This is a genomic window from Ferrimonas lipolytica (assembly GCF_012295575.1).
GTDB classification, from domain to species: domain Bacteria; phylum Pseudomonadota; class Gammaproteobacteria; order Enterobacterales; family Shewanellaceae; genus Ferrimonas; species Ferrimonas lipolytica.
On the sequence record NZ_CP051180.1, the window covers coordinates 2,523,111 to 2,544,807 of the forward strand.

General features: G+C 49.5%; 19 protein-coding genes. 7 read left to right on the forward strand and 12 right to left on the reverse strand.

Going from position 1 to position 21,697, the window contains the following annotated elements; all coding sequences use genetic code 11:
- Positions 1 to 212 precede the first annotated feature (212 nt).
- A complete protein-coding gene (brnQ, locus tag HER31_RS11510) occupies positions 213 to 1,532 on the reverse strand; it encodes a branched-chain amino acid transport system II carrier protein (RefSeq protein ID WP_168660717.1) in 1,320 nt (439 codons plus the stop codon).
- A gap of 362 nt (positions 1,533 to 1,894) precedes the next feature.
- On the opposite strand from brnQ, the gene HER31_RS11515 reads away from it, so the two are divergent.
- The 3 genes from HER31_RS11515 (at position 1,895) to HER31_RS11525 (ending at position 6,096) form a co-directional block, all read left to right on the forward strand.
- Positions 1,895 to 2,596: a tRNA1(Val) (adenine(37)-N6)-methyltransferase gene (locus HER31_RS11515; RefSeq protein WP_168660718.1), complete on the forward strand. Its 702-nt coding sequence runs from the start codon at positions 1,895 to 1,897 to the stop codon at positions 2,594 to 2,596.
- Positions 2,596 to 3,816, forward strand: a complete 1,221-nt coding sequence (gene srmB, locus HER31_RS11520) for an ATP-dependent RNA helicase SrmB (RefSeq protein ID WP_168660719.1) — start codon at positions 2,596 to 2,598, stop codon at positions 3,814 to 3,816. Before HER31_RS11515 ends, srmB begins: the two co-directional genes overlap by 1 nt.
- A 132-nt stretch (positions 3,817 to 3,948) precedes the next feature.
- Positions 3,949 to 6,096 carry a PAS domain-containing protein gene (locus HER31_RS11525; RefSeq protein ID WP_168660720.1) on the forward strand — a complete coding sequence of 716 codons (2,148 nt, stop codon included), beginning with the start codon at positions 3,949 to 3,951 and terminating at the stop codon, positions 6,094 to 6,096.
- Positions 6,097 to 6,381: 285 nt separating this feature from the next.
- Here the strand turns inward: HER31_RS11525 and HER31_RS11530 are convergent, their stop codons facing one another.
- From HER31_RS11530 to epd, 4 genes are all read right to left on the reverse strand, one after another.
- Positions 6,382 to 7,089, reverse strand: a complete 708-nt coding sequence (locus HER31_RS11530; RefSeq protein WP_168660721.1) for a DUF481 domain-containing protein — start codon at positions 7,087 to 7,089, stop codon at positions 6,382 to 6,384.
- A gap of 166 nt (positions 7,090 to 7,255) precedes the next feature.
- The gene (fba, locus tag HER31_RS11535) at positions 7,256 to 8,323 is read right to left on the reverse strand and encodes a class II fructose-bisphosphate aldolase (protein ID WP_168660722.1); all 1,068 of its coding nucleotides are present in this window, start codon (positions 8,321 to 8,323) and stop codon (positions 7,256 to 7,258) included.
- A gap of 83 nt (positions 8,324 to 8,406) precedes the next feature.
- Positions 8,407 to 9,585: a phosphoglycerate kinase gene (locus HER31_RS11540; RefSeq protein ID WP_168660723.1), complete on the reverse strand. Its 1,179-nt coding sequence runs from the start codon at positions 9,583 to 9,585 to the stop codon at positions 8,407 to 8,409.
- An 18-nt stretch (positions 9,586 to 9,603) separates the two neighbouring features.
- The gene (gene epd / locus HER31_RS11545; protein ID WP_168660724.1) at positions 9,604 to 10,620 is read right to left on the reverse strand and encodes an erythrose-4-phosphate dehydrogenase; all 1,017 of its coding nucleotides are present in this window, start codon (positions 10,618 to 10,620) and stop codon (positions 9,604 to 9,606) included.
- 124 nt (positions 10,621 to 10,744) lie between these two features.
- Between epd and HER31_RS11550 the strand changes: the two genes are divergently transcribed.
- From HER31_RS11550 to HER31_RS11560, 3 genes are all read left to right on the forward strand, one after another.
- On the forward strand, positions 10,745 to 11,437 hold the full coding sequence (locus HER31_RS11550) for a pseudouridine synthase (RefSeq protein WP_168660725.1): 693 nt from the start codon (positions 10,745 to 10,747) through the stop codon (positions 11,435 to 11,437).
- A gap of 49 nt (positions 11,438 to 11,486) precedes the next feature.
- Positions 11,487 to 12,320: a CvfB family protein gene (locus HER31_RS11555; protein ID WP_168660726.1), complete on the forward strand. Its 834-nt coding sequence runs from the start codon at positions 11,487 to 11,489 to the stop codon at positions 12,318 to 12,320.
- An 88-nt stretch (positions 12,321 to 12,408) separates the two neighbouring features.
- Positions 12,409 to 13,020 (forward strand): LysE family translocator, encoded by a 612-nt coding sequence (locus HER31_RS11560; RefSeq protein WP_168660727.1) that lies wholly within the window; start codon positions 12,409 to 12,411, stop codon positions 13,018 to 13,020.
- Positions 13,021 to 13,101: 81 nt separating this feature from the next.
- Here HER31_RS11560 and rfaH read toward each other — a convergent pair whose 3' ends face one another.
- The 5 genes from rfaH to HER31_RS11585 form a co-directional block, all read right to left on the reverse strand.
- The gene (rfaH, locus tag HER31_RS11565; RefSeq protein WP_168660728.1) at positions 13,102 to 13,593 is read right to left on the reverse strand and encodes a transcription/translation regulatory transformer protein RfaH; all 492 of its coding nucleotides are present in this window, start codon (positions 13,591 to 13,593) and stop codon (positions 13,102 to 13,104) included.
- A 163-nt stretch (positions 13,594 to 13,756) separates the two neighbouring features.
- The gene (gene purU, locus HER31_RS11570) at positions 13,757 to 14,590 is read right to left on the reverse strand and encodes a formyltetrahydrofolate deformylase (RefSeq protein ID WP_168660729.1); all 834 of its coding nucleotides are present in this window, start codon (positions 14,588 to 14,590) and stop codon (positions 13,757 to 13,759) included.
- Positions 14,591 to 15,193: 603 nt separating this feature from the next.
- Complete coding sequence (locus tag HER31_RS11575) at positions 15,194 to 15,610, reverse strand: nitrate reductase cytochrome c-type subunit (protein WP_168660730.1); 417 nt, start codon at positions 15,608 to 15,610, stop codon at positions 15,194 to 15,196.
- A gap of 10 nt (positions 15,611 to 15,620) precedes the next feature.
- Positions 15,621 to 18,110 carry a nitrate reductase catalytic subunit NapA gene (gene napA / locus HER31_RS11580; protein WP_168660731.1) on the reverse strand — a complete coding sequence of 830 codons (2,490 nt, stop codon included), beginning with the start codon at positions 18,108 to 18,110 and terminating at the stop codon, positions 15,621 to 15,623.
- Entirely contained in the window at positions 18,107 to 18,370 is a 264-nt protein-coding gene (locus HER31_RS11585; RefSeq protein ID WP_168660732.1) for a chaperone NapD, read from the reverse strand. Before HER31_RS11585 ends, napA begins: the two co-directional genes overlap by 4 nt.
- A gap of 276 nt (positions 18,371 to 18,646) precedes the next feature.
- On the opposite strand from HER31_RS11585, the gene HER31_RS11590 reads away from it, so the two are divergent.
- Positions 18,647 to 20,095: a DEAD/DEAH box helicase gene (locus HER31_RS11590; protein ID WP_168663303.1), complete on the forward strand. Its 1,449-nt coding sequence runs from the start codon at positions 18,647 to 18,649 to the stop codon at positions 20,093 to 20,095.
- Positions 20,096 to 20,186: 91 nt separating this feature from the next.
- Here the strand turns inward: HER31_RS11590 and HER31_RS11595 are convergent, their stop codons facing one another.
- Positions 20,187 to 20,699, reverse strand: coding sequence for a GNAT family N-acetyltransferase (locus tag HER31_RS11595; protein WP_168660733.1), 513 nt, complete (start codon positions 20,697 to 20,699; stop codon positions 20,187 to 20,189).
- 250 nt (positions 20,700 to 20,949) lie between these two features.
- Positions 20,950 to 21,690 carry a hypothetical protein gene (locus HER31_RS11600; protein WP_168660734.1) on the reverse strand — a complete coding sequence of 247 codons (741 nt, stop codon included), beginning with the start codon at positions 21,688 to 21,690 and terminating at the stop codon, positions 20,950 to 20,952.
- Positions 21,691 to 21,697: the final 7 nt, after the last annotated feature.

Here is a 21,697-nt window from a genome sequence, read left to right on the forward strand (position 1 = left end):
TTGAACTGCGACCTAAGGCAGGGGGATTGCAAAGGGGGGCGAAGCCCCCCCTAATGCATACAACAATGTGCCGTCGCCACCGCGGCACCCTTCCCTAAAGCACCGCAATCGGTAAAGCCGAAGCCTTAAGATAAACTTCAACAGCTAACTACGACACAGGCATAAAAAAGCCCGGCCATTGAGGCCGGGCTGATTAACACCATTGATGTCTATTACTTCGCTTCAGCCAGCTGAGCTTGACCACGCTTGTAGAAACCACCAGCGATCAGGATAACGGCAGTTAGCGGTACCCAAGCCAAGTGCTTATCAAACAGTGGCAAGAAGTTAAACAGTTCAACAAACGGAGTTGCAAAACCCGCTACGTTCAATGCGCTCAACAAGCCAACAAATGCAGTGGTTGCAATCAATACCGTCAGAACAGTCTTCTGCTGGCTGATGTTGTCACGAGCGTATGCGTAGAAGATCAGCGCCATTGCCATTGGGTAGATAAGAAACAGCACTGGGATGGAGATACTGATCAACTGAGCCAAACCAACGTTTGCAACGGTGGCACACAGCACAGCCATAATGGTTGCCCATTGGCCGTAGCTCAGCTTAGGCATAACTTCGTTAAAGAACTCAGAACAAGCAGAGATTAAGCCAACCGCAGTGGTCAAACATGCCAAGCCAACAACCAAGGCCAACATAACCAGACCAGGCTGACCGAATACCTGAACCACATAAGCGGTTAAGATTGCACCGCCGTTATCAGCACCTGCACCCAGTACTGAACTGGTTGCACCCAAGAAGAACAACGATACGTAAACAACAGTCAAACCAGTGGCTGCAATCAATGCAGCAATAGAAAGGTAGCGGGCTTGCGCTTTCTTGTCTTCGATGCCTTTGCGACGTAAAACATCAACAATCAGCGTACCGAACATCAATGCGCCCAGCGCATCCATGGTCATGTAGCCTTCAAGGAAACCATTGCTAAACGCATCTTCAATCCATGGTCCCGTCGCTGCGCCGATGGCATCTTGTGGGTTAATCACTACCGATGCAGCCAATACCAACAACAATACGATTAACGCAGGGGTTAGAATTTTACCAACGATGTCCATCAGCTTACCGGGGTTCAACGCCAGCAGCAGCGCTACTGAGAAGAACACTAAGGTAAAGAGCAACTGGGTAATATCAGTCGCTTCTGACAGGAACGGTACCACACCGATTTCGTAAGCAACCAAGCCAGTACGCGGTGTTGCAAACGCAGGACCGATAACGATGTAGATAGCCATTGCAATGGCGATACCTACCCAAGAAGGCAGCAGTTTGGTCATGGTGGAGATACCACCGCCTACTTTAGCTACTGCAATCAAACCAATAAGTGGCAGGCCTACTGCAGTAACCAAAAAGCCCAGCATTGCTGGAACCATGTTTTCACCAGCCATCATGCCAGCCAATGGTGGGAAGATGATGTTACCCGCACCCAAGAAAAATGCGAAAGTCATGAAACCGAGACTTAACGTGTCGGTTGGGGTTAAACGTTTGCTCAAGATATACCTCGTCAGCGCTCTATTTATTATTACTGCTTTTAAATTGTCGCTCTCACCTGAGCCGTAAACTAAGCTTTACACTTAATTTTCCCTTTTTACCGCATTCCTTGCTTGTCCAGTCGCCATTTGTGCTTATTTTTTCAACCATTTACCAAGCGGTCATACTGTTCGTGATAAATGTTGGAAAAAACACGCCAACCCGACATGTGCACTAATATCAAGCCACAAATTGGAACGCAATAGCAAAAACCGAACCATAACAATATAAATCTTTTGGGTAACACTTGTCCCACACAGAGGTCACAGAAATCGGATGTGAATTCTGTTAGAGTTGCCCGCCTCTTGGTTATGTGGACTTATCGATGAGCTTTACCTTTAAGCAATTCCATATCGAACATGACCGTTGTGGTATGCCGGTAAGCACCGATGGCGTTATGCTTGGAGCTTGGGCCAAACTGCCAGACAACGGCCATGTTGCCGACATTGGTACCGGCTCAGGACTATTGGCGCTAATGGCCGCGCAGCGAAGTAACTGCGCTATTACAGCAATTGAGATCGATCGTGATGCCGCTTTGCAAGCGACAGAAAACTTTGCTGCCAGTGCATGGCAGCATCGAATTAACCTGTATCATGGGCCAATACAGCAGTGGCAAGGCCAAGTGGATGCCATCATCTGCAATCCGCCCTACTTTACTAATGGCGCTCGCAGCGATAAAAGCCAGGGACGAGCAACGGCACGGCACCATGATCAGCTAAGCCATCAGCAGTTGCTCGAACAATGTGCTCGCCTGCTTAGTCCAACGGGCTATGCCAATGTGATTTTGCCGCAAGCAGAAGCACAACAACTGATTACATCGTTGCCGCTGTTTGGCTTACACCTACAGCGACAACTGTTGGTGCACACCACCGCCAAAAAACCGGTGCAGCGACAACTGCTAACCTTTGGTAAGCAACGGTGCGAGTGTGACCAACAAACGCTAGTAATCCATCAACACGGTGGTTACAGCGAACAATTTCGAGTCTTAACCGACAACTTTTACCTACATCTTGGATCCAACCACTGATGAGCTTTTTAGAATTAGATCTTGATCCGCGGTTACTCAGTGCACTGGCCAAGGCCGGTTACACAAAACCTACTACCATTCAGACCGAAGTGCTGGAATGTGCGTTAGAGCAACGTGACATTCTCGCCAACGCCCCAACCGGTACCGGCAAAACCGCCGCTTTCCTGTTGCCTGCAATCCAGCATCTGCTTGATTTCCGTCGCCGCGACCCAGGTCATGCCCGCGTACTGATTCTCACCCCTACTCGTGAGTTGGCTGAGCAGGTGCGTCAGTATGGTGAAAAACTAGTCCGTGGCACCGAGTTGACCATCGGCGCTATTGTTGGTGGCCGCGATTACCAGCTGGATGCCGACCTGCTTACCGCTAACCTAGATATCTTGGTAGCAACTCCAGGACGTCTTGAGTACTACCTTGAGAGCGAGCGCTTTGATCCACGCCAGGTAGAACTTCTGATTATCGACGAAGCCGATCGCATGCTCGATTTGGGCTTTATGCCAGTGGTTGAACACATTGCTAATGAAGTGCGCTGGCGTAAGCAAACCATGCTGTTCTCTGCCACCTTGGAAGGCTCTGGCCTGAACCAATTTGTGCATAAACTGCTGGAAGATCCTGTGCGTTGCGACGCCAAGCCGCCACGCAGTGAGCGTAAAAAGATTAACCAGAGCTACTACCGTGCTGACGATGCTAACCACAAATACAAGCTTCTGAAGCGTCTGCTGGCCGACGAAGAGTGTGAGCGCAGTATCATCTTCGTCCGCACCCGTGAGCGCGCAGTACAGCTAAACTCGAAGTTGTTCGCCTCTAAGGTACGCATTGCAGTATTGCAAGGCGACATGGCTCAGGGACAACGAGATCGTGCCATCGAGTTGTTCAAAGAGGGCAAGGTAAAGCATCTGGTTGCCACCGATGTCGCCGCTCGTGGCTTGGATATCCAAGACGTGACCCACGTAATCAACTACGATTTGCCGCGTAAGGGCGACATATACTTACACCGTATCGGTCGTACCGCTCGTGCTGGTGCCAAGGGCAGCGCCGTATCTATCGTGGAAGCGCATGACTACCCACACTTAGAGAAGATCCAGCGTTACGTTGGTGAGCCCATTCGCTACCGCGTAATCGAAAGCCTGCGTCCGCTGTCTAAGGCACCGAAATTCGGCAAGCCGAAAAAGACCAAAGCCAAGGCTAAAACCTCAGCTTCAAAGAAGAAAAAGAAAAAATAATCAGCTTGTTTGCTAACAAAAACTGCATTTGAAAACGAGGGCCTATTTCGATGAAATAGGCCCTCGTGTTATTGTGTCGTCAATGCCCTCATTAACGGATTGGCAACAGTGACACCCACAAGCAATAACGATTTGCATCACATCATTAACCGAAGGCAATCCGACTCCTGGGCAACCAGCAGCTCGTTGCTATTTATTGCTAAGCTGTTACTGATTGCATTGGTTACCGTGGTATTAACCGAATCAGTTCTCTACACCAACCGCACCGATCTGCAAAAAAGATTATCAAATCAACGATTTGCAGCCCTTCAAATATTTAGCGATCGCATCAACGATACCTTGCAACAACAACGGGTAGATACCATTACCCTCAAACAGTTCAGCCTGCTTTCTGAACTGTTAGACGGAGACGACAACGACTTAAGCCGAACTCACCAAGTACTGTCGCGATTACAAGCGCGGGTTCTCGCTTACCAAGACATCGCCTTGATTGATAAAGACGGCAATATTGTTATCTCCACTGGTGAAGATCGGCAACTCAGTGTAAGCAAACGGGCGCTACAACAAGCGATGTCGACATTAACTATGGCAGACGTATATCTGTCACCGTTGGAACTCAATAATCCCGACGGCGAAGCGCGCGTTTGGACACTAACCCCACTCAACAACAATCGTCACGGTGCGAGTTACCTGTTAGTTAACGTTCGCCTCAATGAGTTATGGGAATCAATCTACAGCATCACCTATGGCGAAAAACCAGCGCTATTTTTGGTTAATCAAAGTGGTCAATATATTCATCTAACCGAACCCGAAAAGCACGGTAAGACACCACTGCGTCAACTTTATCCTGGCGTCTGGGAGTACATGGGTAAGGAGGGTTTCGGTCAATATCAACTTGGTGATAAAAACCTGATCTTTATGAAAGTAAGGCCAAGCAATAACGACTCGGTCTACCTACTGTCTTACATTGACGCTAATACCAATATGCCAATTGAGAATCGCTTTCGCTGGCAGATCCGAGCAATTATGGCGATGGTGCTGCTGTTTCTTAGCTTGTTCTTATGGTTGCAACGACGACAACGGTTAACCCAACGCGCTCAAAAGCGCGCCAATAAACTGGCTGAGCAACTGTATCAATCCAATATTGGTTCGATGTTGTTTAACAGCGACGGCTACTGCATCAGTGTCAACCAACAGCTGGTTGAACAACTTGGCATCGAAGCAACCAAACTGGAAGATCGTCGCTTCAGTCGGTTATTTCATAGCGAGATGATCGGCATCGATGTGGTTTGGCAGATGGCACGTACCTCCGGCTACTGGCATGGAGCGTTGCAGCTAACTAACCAACAAAACTCGCAACTACGGATAAATCTGCATAGTTTTTACATCGAGCCAAACGAAGTGCTGTTATTAATGCGCTTAGAGGAGAGTCCACAACAGCGAGAACAAGCATTGCGCTTAGCTCAATACGAGCAGTTGAGCGACAGTGGTAGCGGTATTGCTTTAATTGGTGCTAACCAAAACATCATTAACTGCAATCGGGCCATGACCGCCATCACCAAGACTCCATTGCAGCAGTTGCTGCATAGTAACTGGCAGCAACTGCTGCCGCTGTGCAGTGAAGACATGAACCAGCTGATGGAAACTCAGTTAACTTCGCGCGGTTTCTGGCAAAGTCAGCTGTGGATCCGCCGTGGTGATGCCGCCATATGCCGCTGCTTGGCCAGCATTCAAATCTCAGAGTTAACCCATATTGAGGAAGGAAATCGGATCTTGACCCTCACACCACTTAGAGATCTGTCACTCTATAGTGACGACGGGTTAGCTGGCAATATTAGCCGTGGCAACCTTGGTCAACTGCTGCGACAGCAGCCCAACCACCAACACTGTTTGATGGTGCTTAGCATTGGCAATGACTCGGAAATAAACAGTTTCTCTGATGCTGATCAGACCCTTTTTAGACAGCATGAGATCCTCAATCACCTTGTCGCAGCACTGCCGCCAGAAGCGGTATTGGGCAACTTCTCTCACCCTAGTGAGATTCAGATCTTACTGCCACGCTGGCAACACACGCAGGCGTCGCAACTGGCGGCTGGTCTATTAAAGCTATTGGACGACGCCGATCTCGGCCAACAAACCATCATAGGTTTGTCTCAAAGCGATGTTGATGCCAACTGGGTGCAGCTATTGGATGAGGCGTTAGCGGCCATTGAACGCGCTCGGATGACCGGCCAGCGTTATTGCCAAGCCCACACCCGCATTTCCAAAAGCTCGATATAGGGCAAAGCAGCCTCTAGAGCCCAGTTAAGGTTTACCAACACCAGTCATAAAAAAGGGCTGTGTCGTAGTTAACTGTTGAGATTTATCTCAAGCCTTGGGCTGGTAACGGTAGTGGTATTTGAGAGGGGCTATGTCGCGGTGGCGGCAGCACCCAAAGGGGAGCTTTACCCATTGTGTCGGGACGCGCCTAGCCGCTGCTTTAACGGTATTGGTTAGAACAATACTTAGTTGCTACACAGCCTAAAAAAAACCGCCAAATGGCGGTTTTTTTTATGGTTAATTAGCTTAAAACTTATAGAGCAAGGTCGCCGCTAAAATAGTATCGGTGCTGTCGGTATCGCCACCGGGATCACTGTTGTGTTTAATGTTGTAGGACAGCTTCATCGCCAGCTCACCAACCAGATTGGCAACCAACGAGCTTTCGCTAAAGCTGATGGTAGCGCCATCGAAGGCGATATCCGAACCAAGGGTTTGCTTGAATTCAGCGTTATCAGAAAACTTCCACCAAAACTCTGTTTTAGCGCGCACAATCACATCGGACTCATTGTCTTTGTCTACAACCAAATCTTCATCGATTTTTTTGTAGCTGTAACCAGGGCCAACCTCAAATAGAAGGGTCATATCTTCTTCTTCAATGAAGCGGTTACCGTAACCTGCCGCGCCTGTAACTACGTATTCGTAACCACTAAATTTATCGGTTTCTGCATTCAATACCGCAAAAAAATAGTGCTTGCCCGACGCGGGGTAATCAGTCTGAACTTCACCGCGATAACGCTCTGCAGAACGTTCATCGTCATCTTCACTATACAGGGCTTCCAGCTTGTAGTGGTTAGTCCAATCACCAAGCTTATGTTCGCTGTTGTACTTAGCCAAGATACTAGTACTTTCGGTGTTACCGCTGGTCATGGTTGCACCCAGTTCAGCTTCAGCACTATATTCTGCTACTGCGATAGCTGGTACACATAGGAATACTGCAATCAAAGTCCGTTTCATTTATCTCTCCGTACATCAACATCTACTACTTTTGGCGCATTGTTACAGATCACTAACAGAAAAACAGCACCAACAGCGACAATCGTTCGATATATCAGCTAATAAGCACTTATTCAGGCAAAAAAAACGCCCACCGAAGTGAGCGTTGTAACATCCAGTGAAAGCGTTAAATGTTTACTTTTGGATCCAACTCACCGGTCTGGTAGCGCTTGTACATCGCCTGCAGGCTCAGTGGCTTCAGCTTACTGCCTTGACCTGCACAGCCAAAGGCTTCGAAACGATCAGTACAGATCCCAGCCATTGCATCCATCGATGCCTTCAGGAATTTACGCGGATCAAACTCTGCTGGATTTTCAGCAAGGAACTTACGTACCGCACCGGTAGACGCCAAACGTAGATCGGTATCGATGTTTACTTTACGTACACCGTACTTGATGCCTTCAACGATCTCTTCCACTGGCACACCGTAGGTTTCAGGGATTTCACCACCGTATTGGTTGATGATCTCCAGCCACTCTTGCGGCACTGAAGAGGAGCCATGCATTACCAAGTGAGTGTCAGGGATGCGCGCGTGGATCTCTTTGATGCGATCCATTCGCAGTACTTCTCCGGTAGGTTTCTTAGAGAACTTGTAAGCGCCATGAGAAGTACCAATAGCGATAGCCAACGCATCAACCTTGGTCGCAGCAACAAAGCGTGCTGCTTCTTCAGGATCGGTCAACAGCTGGTCGTGGCTCAATACACCTTCCGCACCGACACCGTCTTCTTCACCAGCCATGCCGGTTTCGAGGCTCCCCAAACAACCGATTTCACCTTCAACGGACACACCACAAGCGTGGGCAAACGCAACGGTACGCTGAGTTACTTGGACGTTGTAGCCGTAATCCGCAGGGGTCTTACCGTCGGCGTGCAGAGAACCATCCATCATTACTGAGCTGAAACCCATTTGGATAGAGCGCTGACATACGTCTGGCGAGGTACCGTGATCTTGATGGATACATACTGGTACATCTGGGTACTGCTCCAGTGCCGCATTCATCAAGTACTTTAGAAATTGTGGGCGAGCGTACTTACGCGCACCAGCAGAAGCCTGCACGATAACCGGAGAGTCGGTTTGCTCAGCAGCCTGCATGATGGCGCGCATCTGCTCTAGGTTGTTGACGTTAAATGCTGGTACGCCATAGCTGTGTTCAGCAGCGTGATCCAGCAGCTGTCGTAGGGAGATCAAGGCCATGATAGGCTCCATTTATTATGTATAAAATTTTCGGTAGCAACGGGTTTCCCCGTCGCTCTTTATGGCATCCAGCCAATAAACTGTTACTTATCTGCGCGCTTGGTCAGCATCTCAACCGCAGGTAATGTTTTGCCCTCAAGGAATTCCAAGAAAGCGCCACCGCCGGTAGATATGTAAGAAACCTGCTCAGCGATACCGTATTTATCTACAGCAGCTAAGGTATCACCACCGCCAGCAATCGAGAACGCAGTGGATTCGGCAATGGCACGGGCGATGCGCTCAGTCCCTTTACCAAACTGATCAAACTCAAATACGCCAACCGGGCCGTTCCAGACAATAGTGCCGGCATTCTTCAAAATGGCAGCTAGCTGTTCAGCGCTGTCTGGGCCGATATCGAAGATCATGTCTTCTGCGGTTACATCAGCAACACCTTTTAGCGTTGCGGTCGCGTCTTCAGCAAATTTATCGGCGCAAACTACGTCAGTTGGTACAGGGATGTCACCGCCATTGCTCTGCGCATCGGCAGTCAGTTTTTGCGCCTGTGCCACTAAATCAGCTTCGTAAAGCGATTTACCCACGCCATGGCCAGCAGCAGCGATAAAGGTGTTGGCAATGCCGCCGCCAACAACCAGCTGGTCAACCTTGGTCGCTAACGACTCCAGTACGGTCAGTTTGGTGGAGACTTTAGAGCCACCGACAATGGCAACCATTGGCCGAGCTGGATTATCTAAGGCTTTGCCCAGTGCATCCAGTTCACCAGCTAACAGTGGTCCGGCACAGGCAACAGGAGCATAGACACCAGCACCATGGGTAGAAGCTTGCGCGCGATGTGCGGTACCAAAGGCATCCATTACGTAGATGTCACACAGCTCGGCGTACGATTTGGCAAGGCCTTCGTCGTCTTTCTTTTCGCCGCGGTTAAAACGAACGTTTTCCAGCACCGTCAGTTCACCGGCTACCGGCGTAAAACCATTGAGGTAGTTACTCTCAAGACGCACCGGTACAGTAAGCTTGTCAGCAAGGTAATCCACTACTGGTTGCAGCGAAAACTTCTGCTCAAACTCACCTTCGACTGGACGACCAAGATGAGACATAACCATCACACTTGCGCCAGCTTTTAGGGCGTGTTCAATGGTTGGTATAGACGCTAGGATCCGCGCATCGGAAGTGACTTTACCGTCTTTAATCGGCACATTCAGATCTTGACGAATTAGCACGCGCTTGCCGGCCAAATCCAGATCGGTCATTTTAAGAATGGTCATAGATTACCTCAATGTTTATCAATCTTGTTCGGCGGTGTGCATTGCCACAGCCGTATCCAGCATTCGGTTAGCAAAGCCCCATTCGTTATCGCACCACAACAGCAATTTCACTAGGTGACCATCAGCCACCCGCGTCTGGCTGCCGTCGATAACGCAGGAGTGTGTATCATGATTAAAGTCGATAGATACCAAAGGTGCTTGGGTAAAACCAACAATGTCAGGAAATTGCTGGATTGCTTGCTTTAAACGCTGGTTAATTTGTTCAATATCAACTCTGTCGCGCAGAGTTAACGACAGATCCATCGCGGTCACATTAGTGGTGGGAACACGAACGGCAATGGCTTCAAGTTTGTTATGCAGATTGGGCAAGATGCGTTCAATGCCGCGCGCTAAACGAGTATCTACCGGAATGATTGATTGGCTAGCTGCACGGGTACGACGGAGATCATCATGATAAGCGTCGATCACCTGCTGGTCATTCATCGACGAATGGATGGTTGTAATAGCACCACGCTCAATCCCAAAGGCATCGTCAAGTAGCTTTAACACCGGCACTGAGCAATTGGTGGTACAAGAAGCATTAGAAACAATGCGTTCGCTACCGTTCAGTTCATGGTGATTGACCCCATAAACAACGGTGGCATCCACGTGATGATCAGCAGGGTTAGAAATGAGTACTCGTTTGGCACCTGCTTCCAAATGGGCTTGGCATGCCGCTGCAGTCTTGGCACTGCCGGTACATTCAAATACCACATCGATATTGAGCTGCGCCCAAGGTAATTGGCTTGGGTCAGCTTGATGGAAAAGCTGAATGCGATCATCCCCGACCATCAACAAGCCTTCGGCACTGTTGACTGGCAGGTGGAAGCGGCCGTGGGTGGTATCAAACTGAGTCAGATGGGCTATGCCTTCTGGCTTAGCCAGTTCATTAATAGCAACGATCTCAATCTGATCGCGATGGCCACTTTCATAAAGCGCTCGCAAGGTGGAACGTCCGATCCGGCCATAGCCGTTTATGGCGACGCGTAATGTCATGGCTGCCCTGTCATGCGCGGAAACTATCCGATAGAAAAAACGCTCGCTATTCTAGCCCAAAAGGCGCCGTCGCTAAAGTGATTCTCATTAGCTAAGTCACTGCGCAAATGGGATAATGTGTCCCATGCGATTAGATAGATTACTTAGCGGCCAGCCAAGCTGGAACCGCCGCCATGCGCAGCTGTTGTTAATCCAAGGCCGAGTGCGGGTCAATAACGAGGTGATTCGCCAAGGTGAATACGAGGTTTCTCAGTTTGCCAGCGTAGATGTCGATGACCAATCCGTACAGCACGGCAAAGCAGCGTTGTACCTAATGTTGAACAAACCGGCCGGAGTGGTTAGCGCCACCACAGATCCCGAGCACCCAACGGCGTTGTCATTGCTGCCACAATCACTGCAAACCGAACTGCATATTGCCGGCCGGCTCGACAAAGCTAGCACCGGCTTACTGCTGCTTACCAACGACGGTTTATGGTCACGCCGGATCACCGAGCCGGAATTGAAGAAGCCCAAAACCTATCTGGTCACCTTGGCTAACCCCATTGACCCCGGCACCGCTGAACGGTTTGCCCAAGGCATATATTTTGAGTACGAAGGGATCACGACCAGCCCAGCCCAACTGCAGCAGTTAGACAGCCACCGCGCGCGACTGACCATCTTTGAAGGCCGCTATCATCAAATCAAACGGATGTTCGGCCGCTTCCGTAACCCAGTGGTCGGTTTACATCGCGAGACTATGGGGCCTATCACTTTAGATCCGCTGTTAAAGGCGGGGGAATACCGTTACTTAACTAAAGCAGAAATCACGGCAATTTAGCGCTAAAGTCGGTATACTCTGCGCCCCTTTAATCCGTAATGGAGTCAGCATGGTCGAAATCGGTCAATACAACACCCTTGAGGTCGTTAAGAAAGTGGGCTTTGGCGTTTACTTAGACGGCGACGATCTGGGTGAGATCCTGCTGCCTAAGAAATGGGTTCCGGAAGGCACCGAAGTGGGCGCTAAGGTTGAGGTGTTCCTATACCTTGATTCCGAAGATCAGTTTATTGCTACCACCATGAAGCCAAAAGCCCAGGTGGGTCAATTTGCGAGCCTGAAATGTTCCGCAACCACCGATTTTGGTGCATTCCTCGATTGGGGCTTGGACAAAGATCTGCTGGTGCCATTTAACCAGCAAAAGAAGCCGTTCGAAGAGGGTCGCTTCTACGTAGTCTACCTCTACGTTGATCAACACACCGATCGCATTGCCGCATCCGCTAAGATTGATCGCTTCCTCGACAAGACTCCTGCAAATTACAGTAATGGCGAAAAGGTGTCGCTGCTGATTGCCGGTAAGTCCGACATCGGCTACAAGGCGATCATCAACAATGAACATTGGGGTGTGATTTACTTCGACAGCGTCTTCAAGGACCTAAAGCCAGGCATGCGTATGCCGGGCTTTATCAAGAAGGTTCGTGATGGCGGTGGCATTGATGTCTCCATCAACCCACCAGTCCACAAGCAGGCAGATCAGGTATCCGATCACATCATCAGTTACCTACAAAACCAGCCAAACGGATTTGCTCCGATCTACGATAAGACCGATCCGGAAACCATTAAGCGTACCTTTGGTGTATCCAAAGCAGTATTCAAGCGCGCTATTGGTGGTCTCTACAAGTCCGGTCAGATCACCATCCTTAAAGACGGTATCGAACTGAAGTAAGCAGCATCAGTTAAAACAGGCCGCCAGCGCTCTCGTTGGCGGCCTGTTTGGGTTATAACGGTCCAATCAGCATAAGCATCAACTTACCATGCCCGAACTCACTACCATCGCTCTATTTATCCCTACCTTTTTTCTGGTGTCTATTACTCCAGGAATGTGCATGTTGTTGGCACTTAGCCTAGGCATGAGCATTGGTTTGCGTCGCACCCTACCGATGATGCTTGGTGAGCTTTGTGGCGTGGCACTGGTGGCGATGGCTGCCGCCTTTGGCGTAGCAGCTATATTGCTGACCCACCCCATGTTATTTACCGGATTAAAGCTGATAGGCGGCGCTTACCTGATCTATCTTGGCATCAATTCATGGCGCAGCAGCGGCGGCTTGGTACAAACCGAAGCCGTTACAGACGTTAGTGCTAAGAGCTTGGCGATGCGCGGATTCCTCACGGCCATCGCTAACCCTAAAGGTTGGGCCTTTATGGTGGCTCTGCTGCCACCATTCTTAAATCAAAGCCAACCGTTATTACCACAAATGTTAGGGCTGTTAGCGGTGATAATGGTATGTGAGTTCATCTGCATGAGCTTATACGCCAGCGGTGGCAGCAGCCTGCGCCGGCTGCTAAGCCACAACAACGTACAACTGATGAATCGTCTGTCCGGCTCTATTATGGTGTTCTTAGGGATATGGTTGTGGCTTGGCTAGGTAGAAGCGTTAGGGCGCGTGGTCTTTGCTATTCGTTGCTGTTGCGTATGCCGCTTAGTAAGTAGCCTAACTAAGTGGGTCTTAGAGACGACGAAAACCGAGATTATCAACATTCATCTTTTGCATTTCACCGAGCATTTTGACCAACAAAATACTGCGTTTTTCACCATCAGGCTCTTCAAAAACCGCCTCTAGGTTGGCAAAAGCTCCGTCAGTAATCACCACTTTATCGCCTTTTTTCGGCAGGTCTACTTCTGGCTCAGTTCGCCGTTTTAACGCTTCCCGTAGCCCTACCACCAGTGACAACTCAACGGGTGCTAACTCGCCGTTAGTCCGCACAATACTAGCAACATTAGGCACTCGAGTAATCTCACCGTAACCGCTGATATGCGGATCAAATCGAACAAACACGTAGTTCGGAAACAGTGGCACCATTTTGCGCTGCTTCTTGCCAGCGATGATCGCTTCGATTTCAATCTCTGGCACATAACAGGTGATCTGGCGGTGCTCAAATGATTGCTGCACCGTTTTTTCCCTGCGTCCTTTGCAATAAAGCAGATACCACGCTTGCATGCTTGCCTCTTAAATCCTTTGTGGTTCCACTCGATGTGGAGTAATCACTAATAATATCGAATATTTAAATTGCGCTCTAACGGTTAAGCACTTAGCAGGTGTTAACCGCCGAACTTTCATTCAATACAGTCGATTAATCCATCAATAGCGCAAGTGCCAGCGGTTACAGCAGAACCGTTTTGTTGCCACTGACAAACACCTGATCGTCAAGCACCAAGCGTAGCGCATTAGCCAGAACTGTCCGCTCAACATCGCGGCCTTTACTCGCCATCTGCTGCCACGAGTCACTGTGATCCACTGGAATCACGTTCTGACAAATAATTGGCCCTTCATCGAGGTTGTTGTTAACAAAGTGGGCTGTGGCCCCGATAATCTTCACGCCACGTTCGAACGCTTGCTTATAGGGATTAGCGCCAATAAATGCCGGCAGGAATGAATGGTGAATATTGATGATCTGACTCGGATAGGACTCGACAAATTGCGGCGTTAAAATACGCATGTATTTGGCGAGTATTAGATAGTCCGGTTGGTATTGATCGATTGTCGCCTGCACCGCAGTTTCATGCTCTTCGCGACTTAAACCTTCATGGCTGACGTAATGAAACGGGATATCAAACTTCTCAACTAGCCCCTGCAAATTATCGCGATTGCCGACCACCGCTAGGATATTGGCATTCAACGCATCAAACTGATGCTTAATAAGGATATCGCCAATGGCGTGTGCCTCTTTAGTCACCAGCACCACGATGTTTTTCTTGGCCATCGGCTTGAGCTGTACATGCGCGCTAGGGATGATCTGATGCAGTTCATCAAGCAGCTGCTGTTGCTCAATATCCCCCTCAATCTCACTGCGCATAAAGAACAGATTTTGAGCCTTATCGACATACTCGGTGTTCTTATCAATATTGATATTGTGCCGATGTAACACCCCAGTAATTTGATGGATCAGGCCAATTTTATCGACCGTATCAACCAATAGCACCCATTTACTGTTCATCTGCCTTTTCCTTGTCGATAACAACTAGCCTTCATCCTAACTTAGTTAGCGGCTGAGATGTTGCTGGCTATCCCATTATTTACATAAAATCAGTACGTTGAAGAACACCAAGTGCACCATATCAATAGATCTGCTAAACCAGAACACTGCCTCAATATATGTTCAAACTGATGACATTTACGCTGTAGTAAATAAGAATGCGGATTAACCTGCTCATCAACAGCCATAAAAAAGGCTGTGTACCAACTAAGTGTTGTTCTTGCCAATGCTGTTAAAGCACTGGCTAGGAGAGTCGCAAGACTAAGGGTAAAGCACTACCACTATTGATCTTCTGCCGCATTGGAGCAGTCCAGCGAAGTGTTTTGGACTGCGACCTAAAACAAGGTGGATTGCAAAGGGGGCGAAGCTCCCCCCCCCCCCCCTAGCGCATACAAGAATGTGCCGTCGCCATCGCGACATACCCCTTAAGAGTGCCGCAGTCGGTACAGCCGAAGGCTTGATATAAACCTCATCACTTAACTGTGACACAGCCATAAAAAAACCGACGGCATAGCCGTCGGTTTCGATTAGAACGATTACCTCTATAACAAGGCGATACCGGTATTAGAAGTTGCTGCCAATCGCCGCTGGGCCATCAGACACTGCAACGTGACACTGGTGGCAGTTATAGAACAGGTTGTCCAGTTTGCCATCGGCATCATAGTGAGAGGCATGGGTTGGCGTAGCCTTAGCTTTTTTGCCTGGCTTCGCTGGCTTATGGCACATCAGGCAGCTGTTTTTCTTCAGGTTAACCGACTTCTTGTAATCGTGTGGGATCACCGGTGGTTGGCCTTCCCAGTTGCGTTCAATCAACGGGGTTTTCTTTGGGTAAACCGCTGCATCTTGAGCGCTCAGGGTTACCGCTACAGGTGCACCATCACGCATGCCTTTTGGCGCTTCAGCTGGTGCAACTTCTTCCGTTGCGCCACAACCTGTTAGCACTAGGGCCGCCAATACGCTTGAGATTAAAACCTTTTTCATGACGAGCTCCTTATGCCTTAACCACTTTAACTGGACACTTCTTGAAGTCGGTCTCTTTCGACAGTGGATCCGTCGCATCAAGAATCAACTTATTAACCAGTACACGAGCATCAAAGAACGCCATGAACACAACGCCAACCGGCGGCTTGTTACGGCCTTTGGTTTCAACTCGGGTCTTCACTTCACCCCGAGGGCTAGAAACAACCACTTCGTCACCGTTTACCAAACCGCGTTTCTTCGCATCTTGTGGGTGCATGTAGATCTTGGCAGTTGGCATCGCCTTATTTAGCTCTGGAACACGCGCGGTCATAGAGGCGGTGTGCCAATGCTCAAGGACGCGACCGGTCGACAGCCACATGTCGAACTCTTGGTTTGGCTCTTCTGGTGCTGGCTCAAACGGAGAAGCAATAATCAGCGCCTTGCCGTCTGGCTTACCGTAAAAGTCAAAGTCGGAGCCCTTCTTCGCGTATGGGTCAGAACCCTCTTTAAAACGCCACAGGGTTTCTTTACCGTCAATCACCGGCCAGCGCTTACCGCGCACCTGGTGGTACACATCAAACTTGTCGAGATCGTGATGATGGCCGCGGCCAAATTCAGCGTACTCTTCAAACAAGCCTTTTTGCACATAGAAGCCAAAGTCATCAGACTCGTCGTTCAATTCAGAGGTACATTCGCTGCGTGGGTACTTATCAACCACACCATTAGCGAACAGCACGTCAAACATGGTCTTGCCACGGTACTCAGGCTTCTGCGCTAACAGCTCTTCAGTCCACACTTCATCCATGGTGAAGCGCTTAGTGAATTCCATTAACTGCCATAAGTCAGACTTAGCGCCAGGTTGCGGTTTCACCATCTGGTGCCAGAACTGGGTACGACGCTCAGCGTTACCAACACCACCCTCTTTCTCTACCCACATTGCCGTTGGCAATACCAAGTCTGCGGTTAACGCAGTCACGGTTGGGTACGGATCAGAAACGATGATGAAGTTCTCCGGGTTCAAGAAGCCCGGTAGGATCTCTTCGTTGATGTTCGGGCCGGCCTGCATGTTGTTGGTACACATGGTCCAGTACACGTTCAGCTTGCCGTCTTTAAGCATACGGCTCTGTTTAACCGCGTGGTAACCCGGTTTCGCTGGAATTGTGCCAGCCGGCAGCTGCCACTTTTTCTCAGTAATTTCGCGGTGCTTAGGATTCATTACCACCATGTCTGCAGGCAGACGGTGAGCAAAGGTGCCTACTTCACGGGCGGTACCACAAGCGGATGGCTGACCAGTCAAAGAGAATGGGCTGTTGCCTGGCTCAGAAATCTTGCCAGTTAACAGGTGCAAGTTGTAGATAGAGTTGTTAGCCCAAACACCACGGGTGTGCTGGTTCACACCCATACACCACATGCTCATCACTTTTTGTTTAGGATCAGCGTAGACCTTAGCCAACTCCAGCAGGTTCTCTGCCGGTACGCCGGAGGCTTCTACTGCGTACTCCAAGGTGTAATCAGAGATGTACTTGCTGTATTCAGCGAAGGTCATTGGCTTGGTTTTACCATTGCCAGCGTTCTTCGCTTTCTGCTCTAGTGGGTGATCCGGGCGCAAGCCGTAACCGATATCTGGAGTCGCTTCAGCAAACTTGGTGTGCTTGTTGATGAAGTCTTGGTTTACTGCATCATTTTGGATGATGTAGTTAGCGATGAAGTTCAGGATCACTAGATCAGACTGAGGCTTCATCACCATCTTGTTGTCAGCCAATTCGAAGCTACGGTTTTCGTAGGTCGACAGGACGTGTACTGAGCTCTCTTTCGGGTGGCTCAAGCGACGGTCAGACAAACGCTGCCACAGGATTGGGTGCATCTCAGCGGCGTTAGAACCCCACAATACGAACGCATTAGCGTGCTCGATATCATCGTAACAGCCCATCGGCTCATCGATACCAAAGGCACGCATAAAGCCAACAACCGCAGACGCCATACAGTGACGAGCGTTAGGATCAATGTTGTTCGAGCGGAAACCGGCTTTCATCATCTTAGAAGCCGCGTAGCCTTCCCAGATGGTCCATTGACCAGAACCAAACATACCGACAGAGGTTGGGCCCTTGGCTTTCAACGAGGCTTTCCATTTGTCAGCCATTACGTCAAAAGCGGTCTCCCAGCTTACTGGAGTCAGCTCACCAGATTTGTCAAAGGCGCCATTTTTCATGCGCAACAGCGGCGAAGAAAGACGATCATTGCCGTACATAATCTTCGGTAGGAAGTAACCTTTAATACAAGCTAAACCGTTGTTCACCGGGCTTTCGGTATCACCTTTAGAGGCAACAACTTTACCGTTTTGAGTACCAACCATGATGGAACAGCCGGTGCCACAGAAACGACAAGCCGCCTTCTGCCACTTCAGATCTTTATGATCTGCTTCGGTTGCTTCAACCATTTTGATTGGAAGGGTAGCGCCAACAACGGTGGCAGCGGCAGCTGCTGCGTTAGCTTTGATAAAATCACGACGACTGATGCTCATGCGGCGTTCTCGCTGTCTAGTTGATCAACTTGGTGATAAGCCAAGGTAGTGGAAACAATGCCGTTCATTGCTTGAACTGCTTCAATACCATCAAGTACCTGTTGGCGGGTGCTCCCCTCAATAACCACAACATACTTATGCTCTTTGGTATGGGTTACCAATTCGGCGCCGGACAGTTGTTGCAACTGCTCCACCACCAGCTGGTGTTTGTCTGGATTGGCGTGAACCACCAAGCTAACTACGTGATACTCATGTTCCATTTCCTGTGCCTTATCAGAAAAATAAGATGGGTTAAGTATGGATTTCAGAGGGTTTCGCTCTATACCCATTTAGGGATAATTGAATGAAGCCTAGACCAAGGTCACATGCTTTTTCGCCAAAGAGAAACATTGTTTCAACATTTGAACAACACTCACCACCAAGACACCACTAAATAAACAAAGAAAAACCAGCAGCGACTGTACGCATCAGGTAAACTTCGGCATCCCTCAAGAGCCGTTGTGGCCAACTTGAAAGCAGCAGAGTTACCCAAATCTATGCAGTTTACTGATCTCGGTTTAGCTAAACCGATCCTCGATGCCGTTACCGCTCAGGGCTATACCGTCCCTACTCCTATTCAGGCCCAAGCAATACCTGCAGTAATGCAAGGCCAAGATGTGATGGCGGCAGCGCAGACAGGTACAGGTAAAACCGCAGGATTCACCCTTCCGATCCTGCACCTGCTTAATAACGGTCAACGCGCTCGCAGCAACAAGTGTCGCGCGTTGGTGTTAACCCCAACACGGGAGTTAGCCGCACAGGTAGAAGAGAATGTTAACGCTTACGCCAAGAACACGCCGCTGCGCTCTGCAGTGGTATTTGGTGGTGTAAAGATCAACCCGCAGCTGCAAAAATTGCGCAGCGGTGTGGATGTATTGGTCGCAACTCCAGGTCGCCTTCTCGACTTGTACCAACAAAATGCTATTCGTTTTGATCAGCTGGAAGTGCTGGTACTGGACGAAGCGGACCGTATGCTCGATATGGGCTTTATCCGCGACATCAAGAAGATCATTAACTTGTTGCCTGCAAAGCGTCAGAACCTTCTGTTCTCCGCCACCTTCTCCGACGAGATCCGCGAGCTAGCCAAAGGCTTAGTAAACAATCCGGTTGAGATCTCAGTGACGCCACGTAACGCCACAGCCAAAAGCGTCGAGCAGATTGTCCACCCGGTGGATAAGAAGCGTAAGCCGCTTCTGCTGGCACAGCTGATTGGCGAAAATAACTGGCAACAGGTGTTGGTGTTTACCCGTACCAAGCACGGTGCTAATAAGTTAACCAAGTACCTGCAAGAGTTCAGCATTACCGCTGCCGCTATCCACGGCAATAAAAGCCAAGGTGCTCGTACTCGCGCTCTGGCTGAGTTCAAATCCGGTGATGTACGTGCCTTGGTTGCTACCGATATCGCCGCCCGTGGCCTCGATATCGACCAACTGCCACAAGTCGTAAACTACGAGCTACCACAGGTGGCAGAAGACTATGTACACCGCATTGGCCGAACTGGCCGTGCTGGTGCAACCGGTCATGCTATCTCACTGGTGTGTGCCGACGAGTGGGAGCAAATGGTTGCCATTGAACAGCTGACTCAAAAGCACCTAGAGCGTGAAATGGTGGCTGGATTTGAACCACAAAACCCGTTGGATGACTCTAAGCCGATTCGCCCGCTTAAGGCAAAGAAGCCGAAGAAACCAAAGAAGCCAGCTGGCAATGAACACAACAGCGATGGCACTGAGACCAAAGCTGCAGCACCACGCCGTCGCAAGCCACAAGCCAATCGAAATGGCCAAGGTGCTCACAGTGGCGATGCTAAACCGACTGGCGGTCAACGTCGTGGCGGTGGCGGTCAACGTACCGGTGCGAGCAGCGGTGGCGAAGGCCAACGTAATGGTAACCGCAACTCCGGCGGTCGCAGTCAGGGTAGCGGCAACCGCAGCCGTCGCAGCGATTAAGCGACAACGTTCGCGTTGATTATCCGATACAAACAGGGCGCCTAACGGCGCCCTGTTTCATTATTGTAAAGCGACTTTGCAAGTGCGGATGTCAGCCACCCATATTTAAGCAGTACAGATCACAATCCACGTCGCCTTCAAAGCCTTTTTCTATCAGTTCAAAGCCATGCTTTAGCAGCAACCGAATCGACGCCTGATTACATGGGTCAACCGTTGCCCGCAGCTGGCTTAGTCGCAAATGATGCTGCGACCAGACAATCATGCCTTGCAGTAGTTCGCTACCTAGCCCTTTACCCCAGTGTTCACGACCAAAGCCATAGATAATCTCTTCGCCACCTTCATCTGGACGTGAGATCCCAGCCCAGCCAATCAAGCGGCCACTATCATTGTCTAACAACGCCCCAGTACCATAACCATGAGCGACCACGTTACGGCGTGAGTTGATAATCCACTGCTCGGTTTGCGCTTGAGTAAGGGGGTTGCCATCGCCGACGTAGGTCATCACTTCAGCATCGGCACATAACGTAGACAGCTCATCGAGATCGGTTAACTCAAACTGGCGAAAGCACAGCCTTGAGGTAGTAAAAAAATTATTTTTCAACATCCTGTTCCTACAACAAATTGACCTATATCAATAGGTAATTTAGACAGCCTAATAGTTTGTTTAGTTAGCAATAGCGCGGCTACTTTAACTGCCTTTAGCCCTAATGAGAACCACCCTGTAATCAGAGCAATTAGCCGCTTGGATCCCGATCAAAGGTAACCGTTGAAAACCATGCCGCAGTTCTGTGCAAGCAGATACCAAAATGGCCACCTAGAGTTAGGTGGCCATTGTTAGCGAGGCAAGAGAGCCGTTAGATTTTGTAGGTAAAGTTCAAAAACAGCGAGGTACCATCGTATTTGTAGCCACCAAACGACTTGAAGTGGTGCCATTGCAGGTGGCCAACAAAATCCTTGGTGAAGGCGTAGTTGCTCATCAGCATGTAATGATAACCGTGCTCTTTCCAACCAATCGCATCTTGAAGCCGTTCATTACGAAAATTAACGTTTTCAAACATCAGCATCTGGCTGAACTTGTTGGTCCAAGCGTAGCTTGCAGTGGTGCGACCAAACAGGTGAATACTGTCAGCGTCATCCTGTGGCGAGTGACCAAAGTAGTACTCCGGTGCCAGCGACATTCTGAACGCCACATCACCAAACTTCTTGGCGTACGAAAAACCGGTTCTTAGATGGTTATCGGCGATTTTGGTGTTCGATACCGTCTGGTGATCAATCCATACCGAGAAGTTAGAATCGTCCAAATCGTACAGCGTGGTAGAGAAGGTCTTAAAGGTTGCGATCTCTAAGCCATTCGGACTCTCCTTGGTACTGCCAATGTTTTCGATTAACCCTCGCGCCATGCTCGACCCCCAGTCGGTCTTCGCACGAAACTCAGCGGTAATTACGGTTTCATCGCCTTGGTTTGATGCCTCTGAATCGGTGCCTACTTCAAACCAATAACCAACACCAACTTGAAAGTTGCTTTTTAAAATCTCAGCCTGCGCCGGAGCAACTGCAGCGGCGACTATCGCGCCAGCTAAAAGTAATTTCTTCATGATCAGA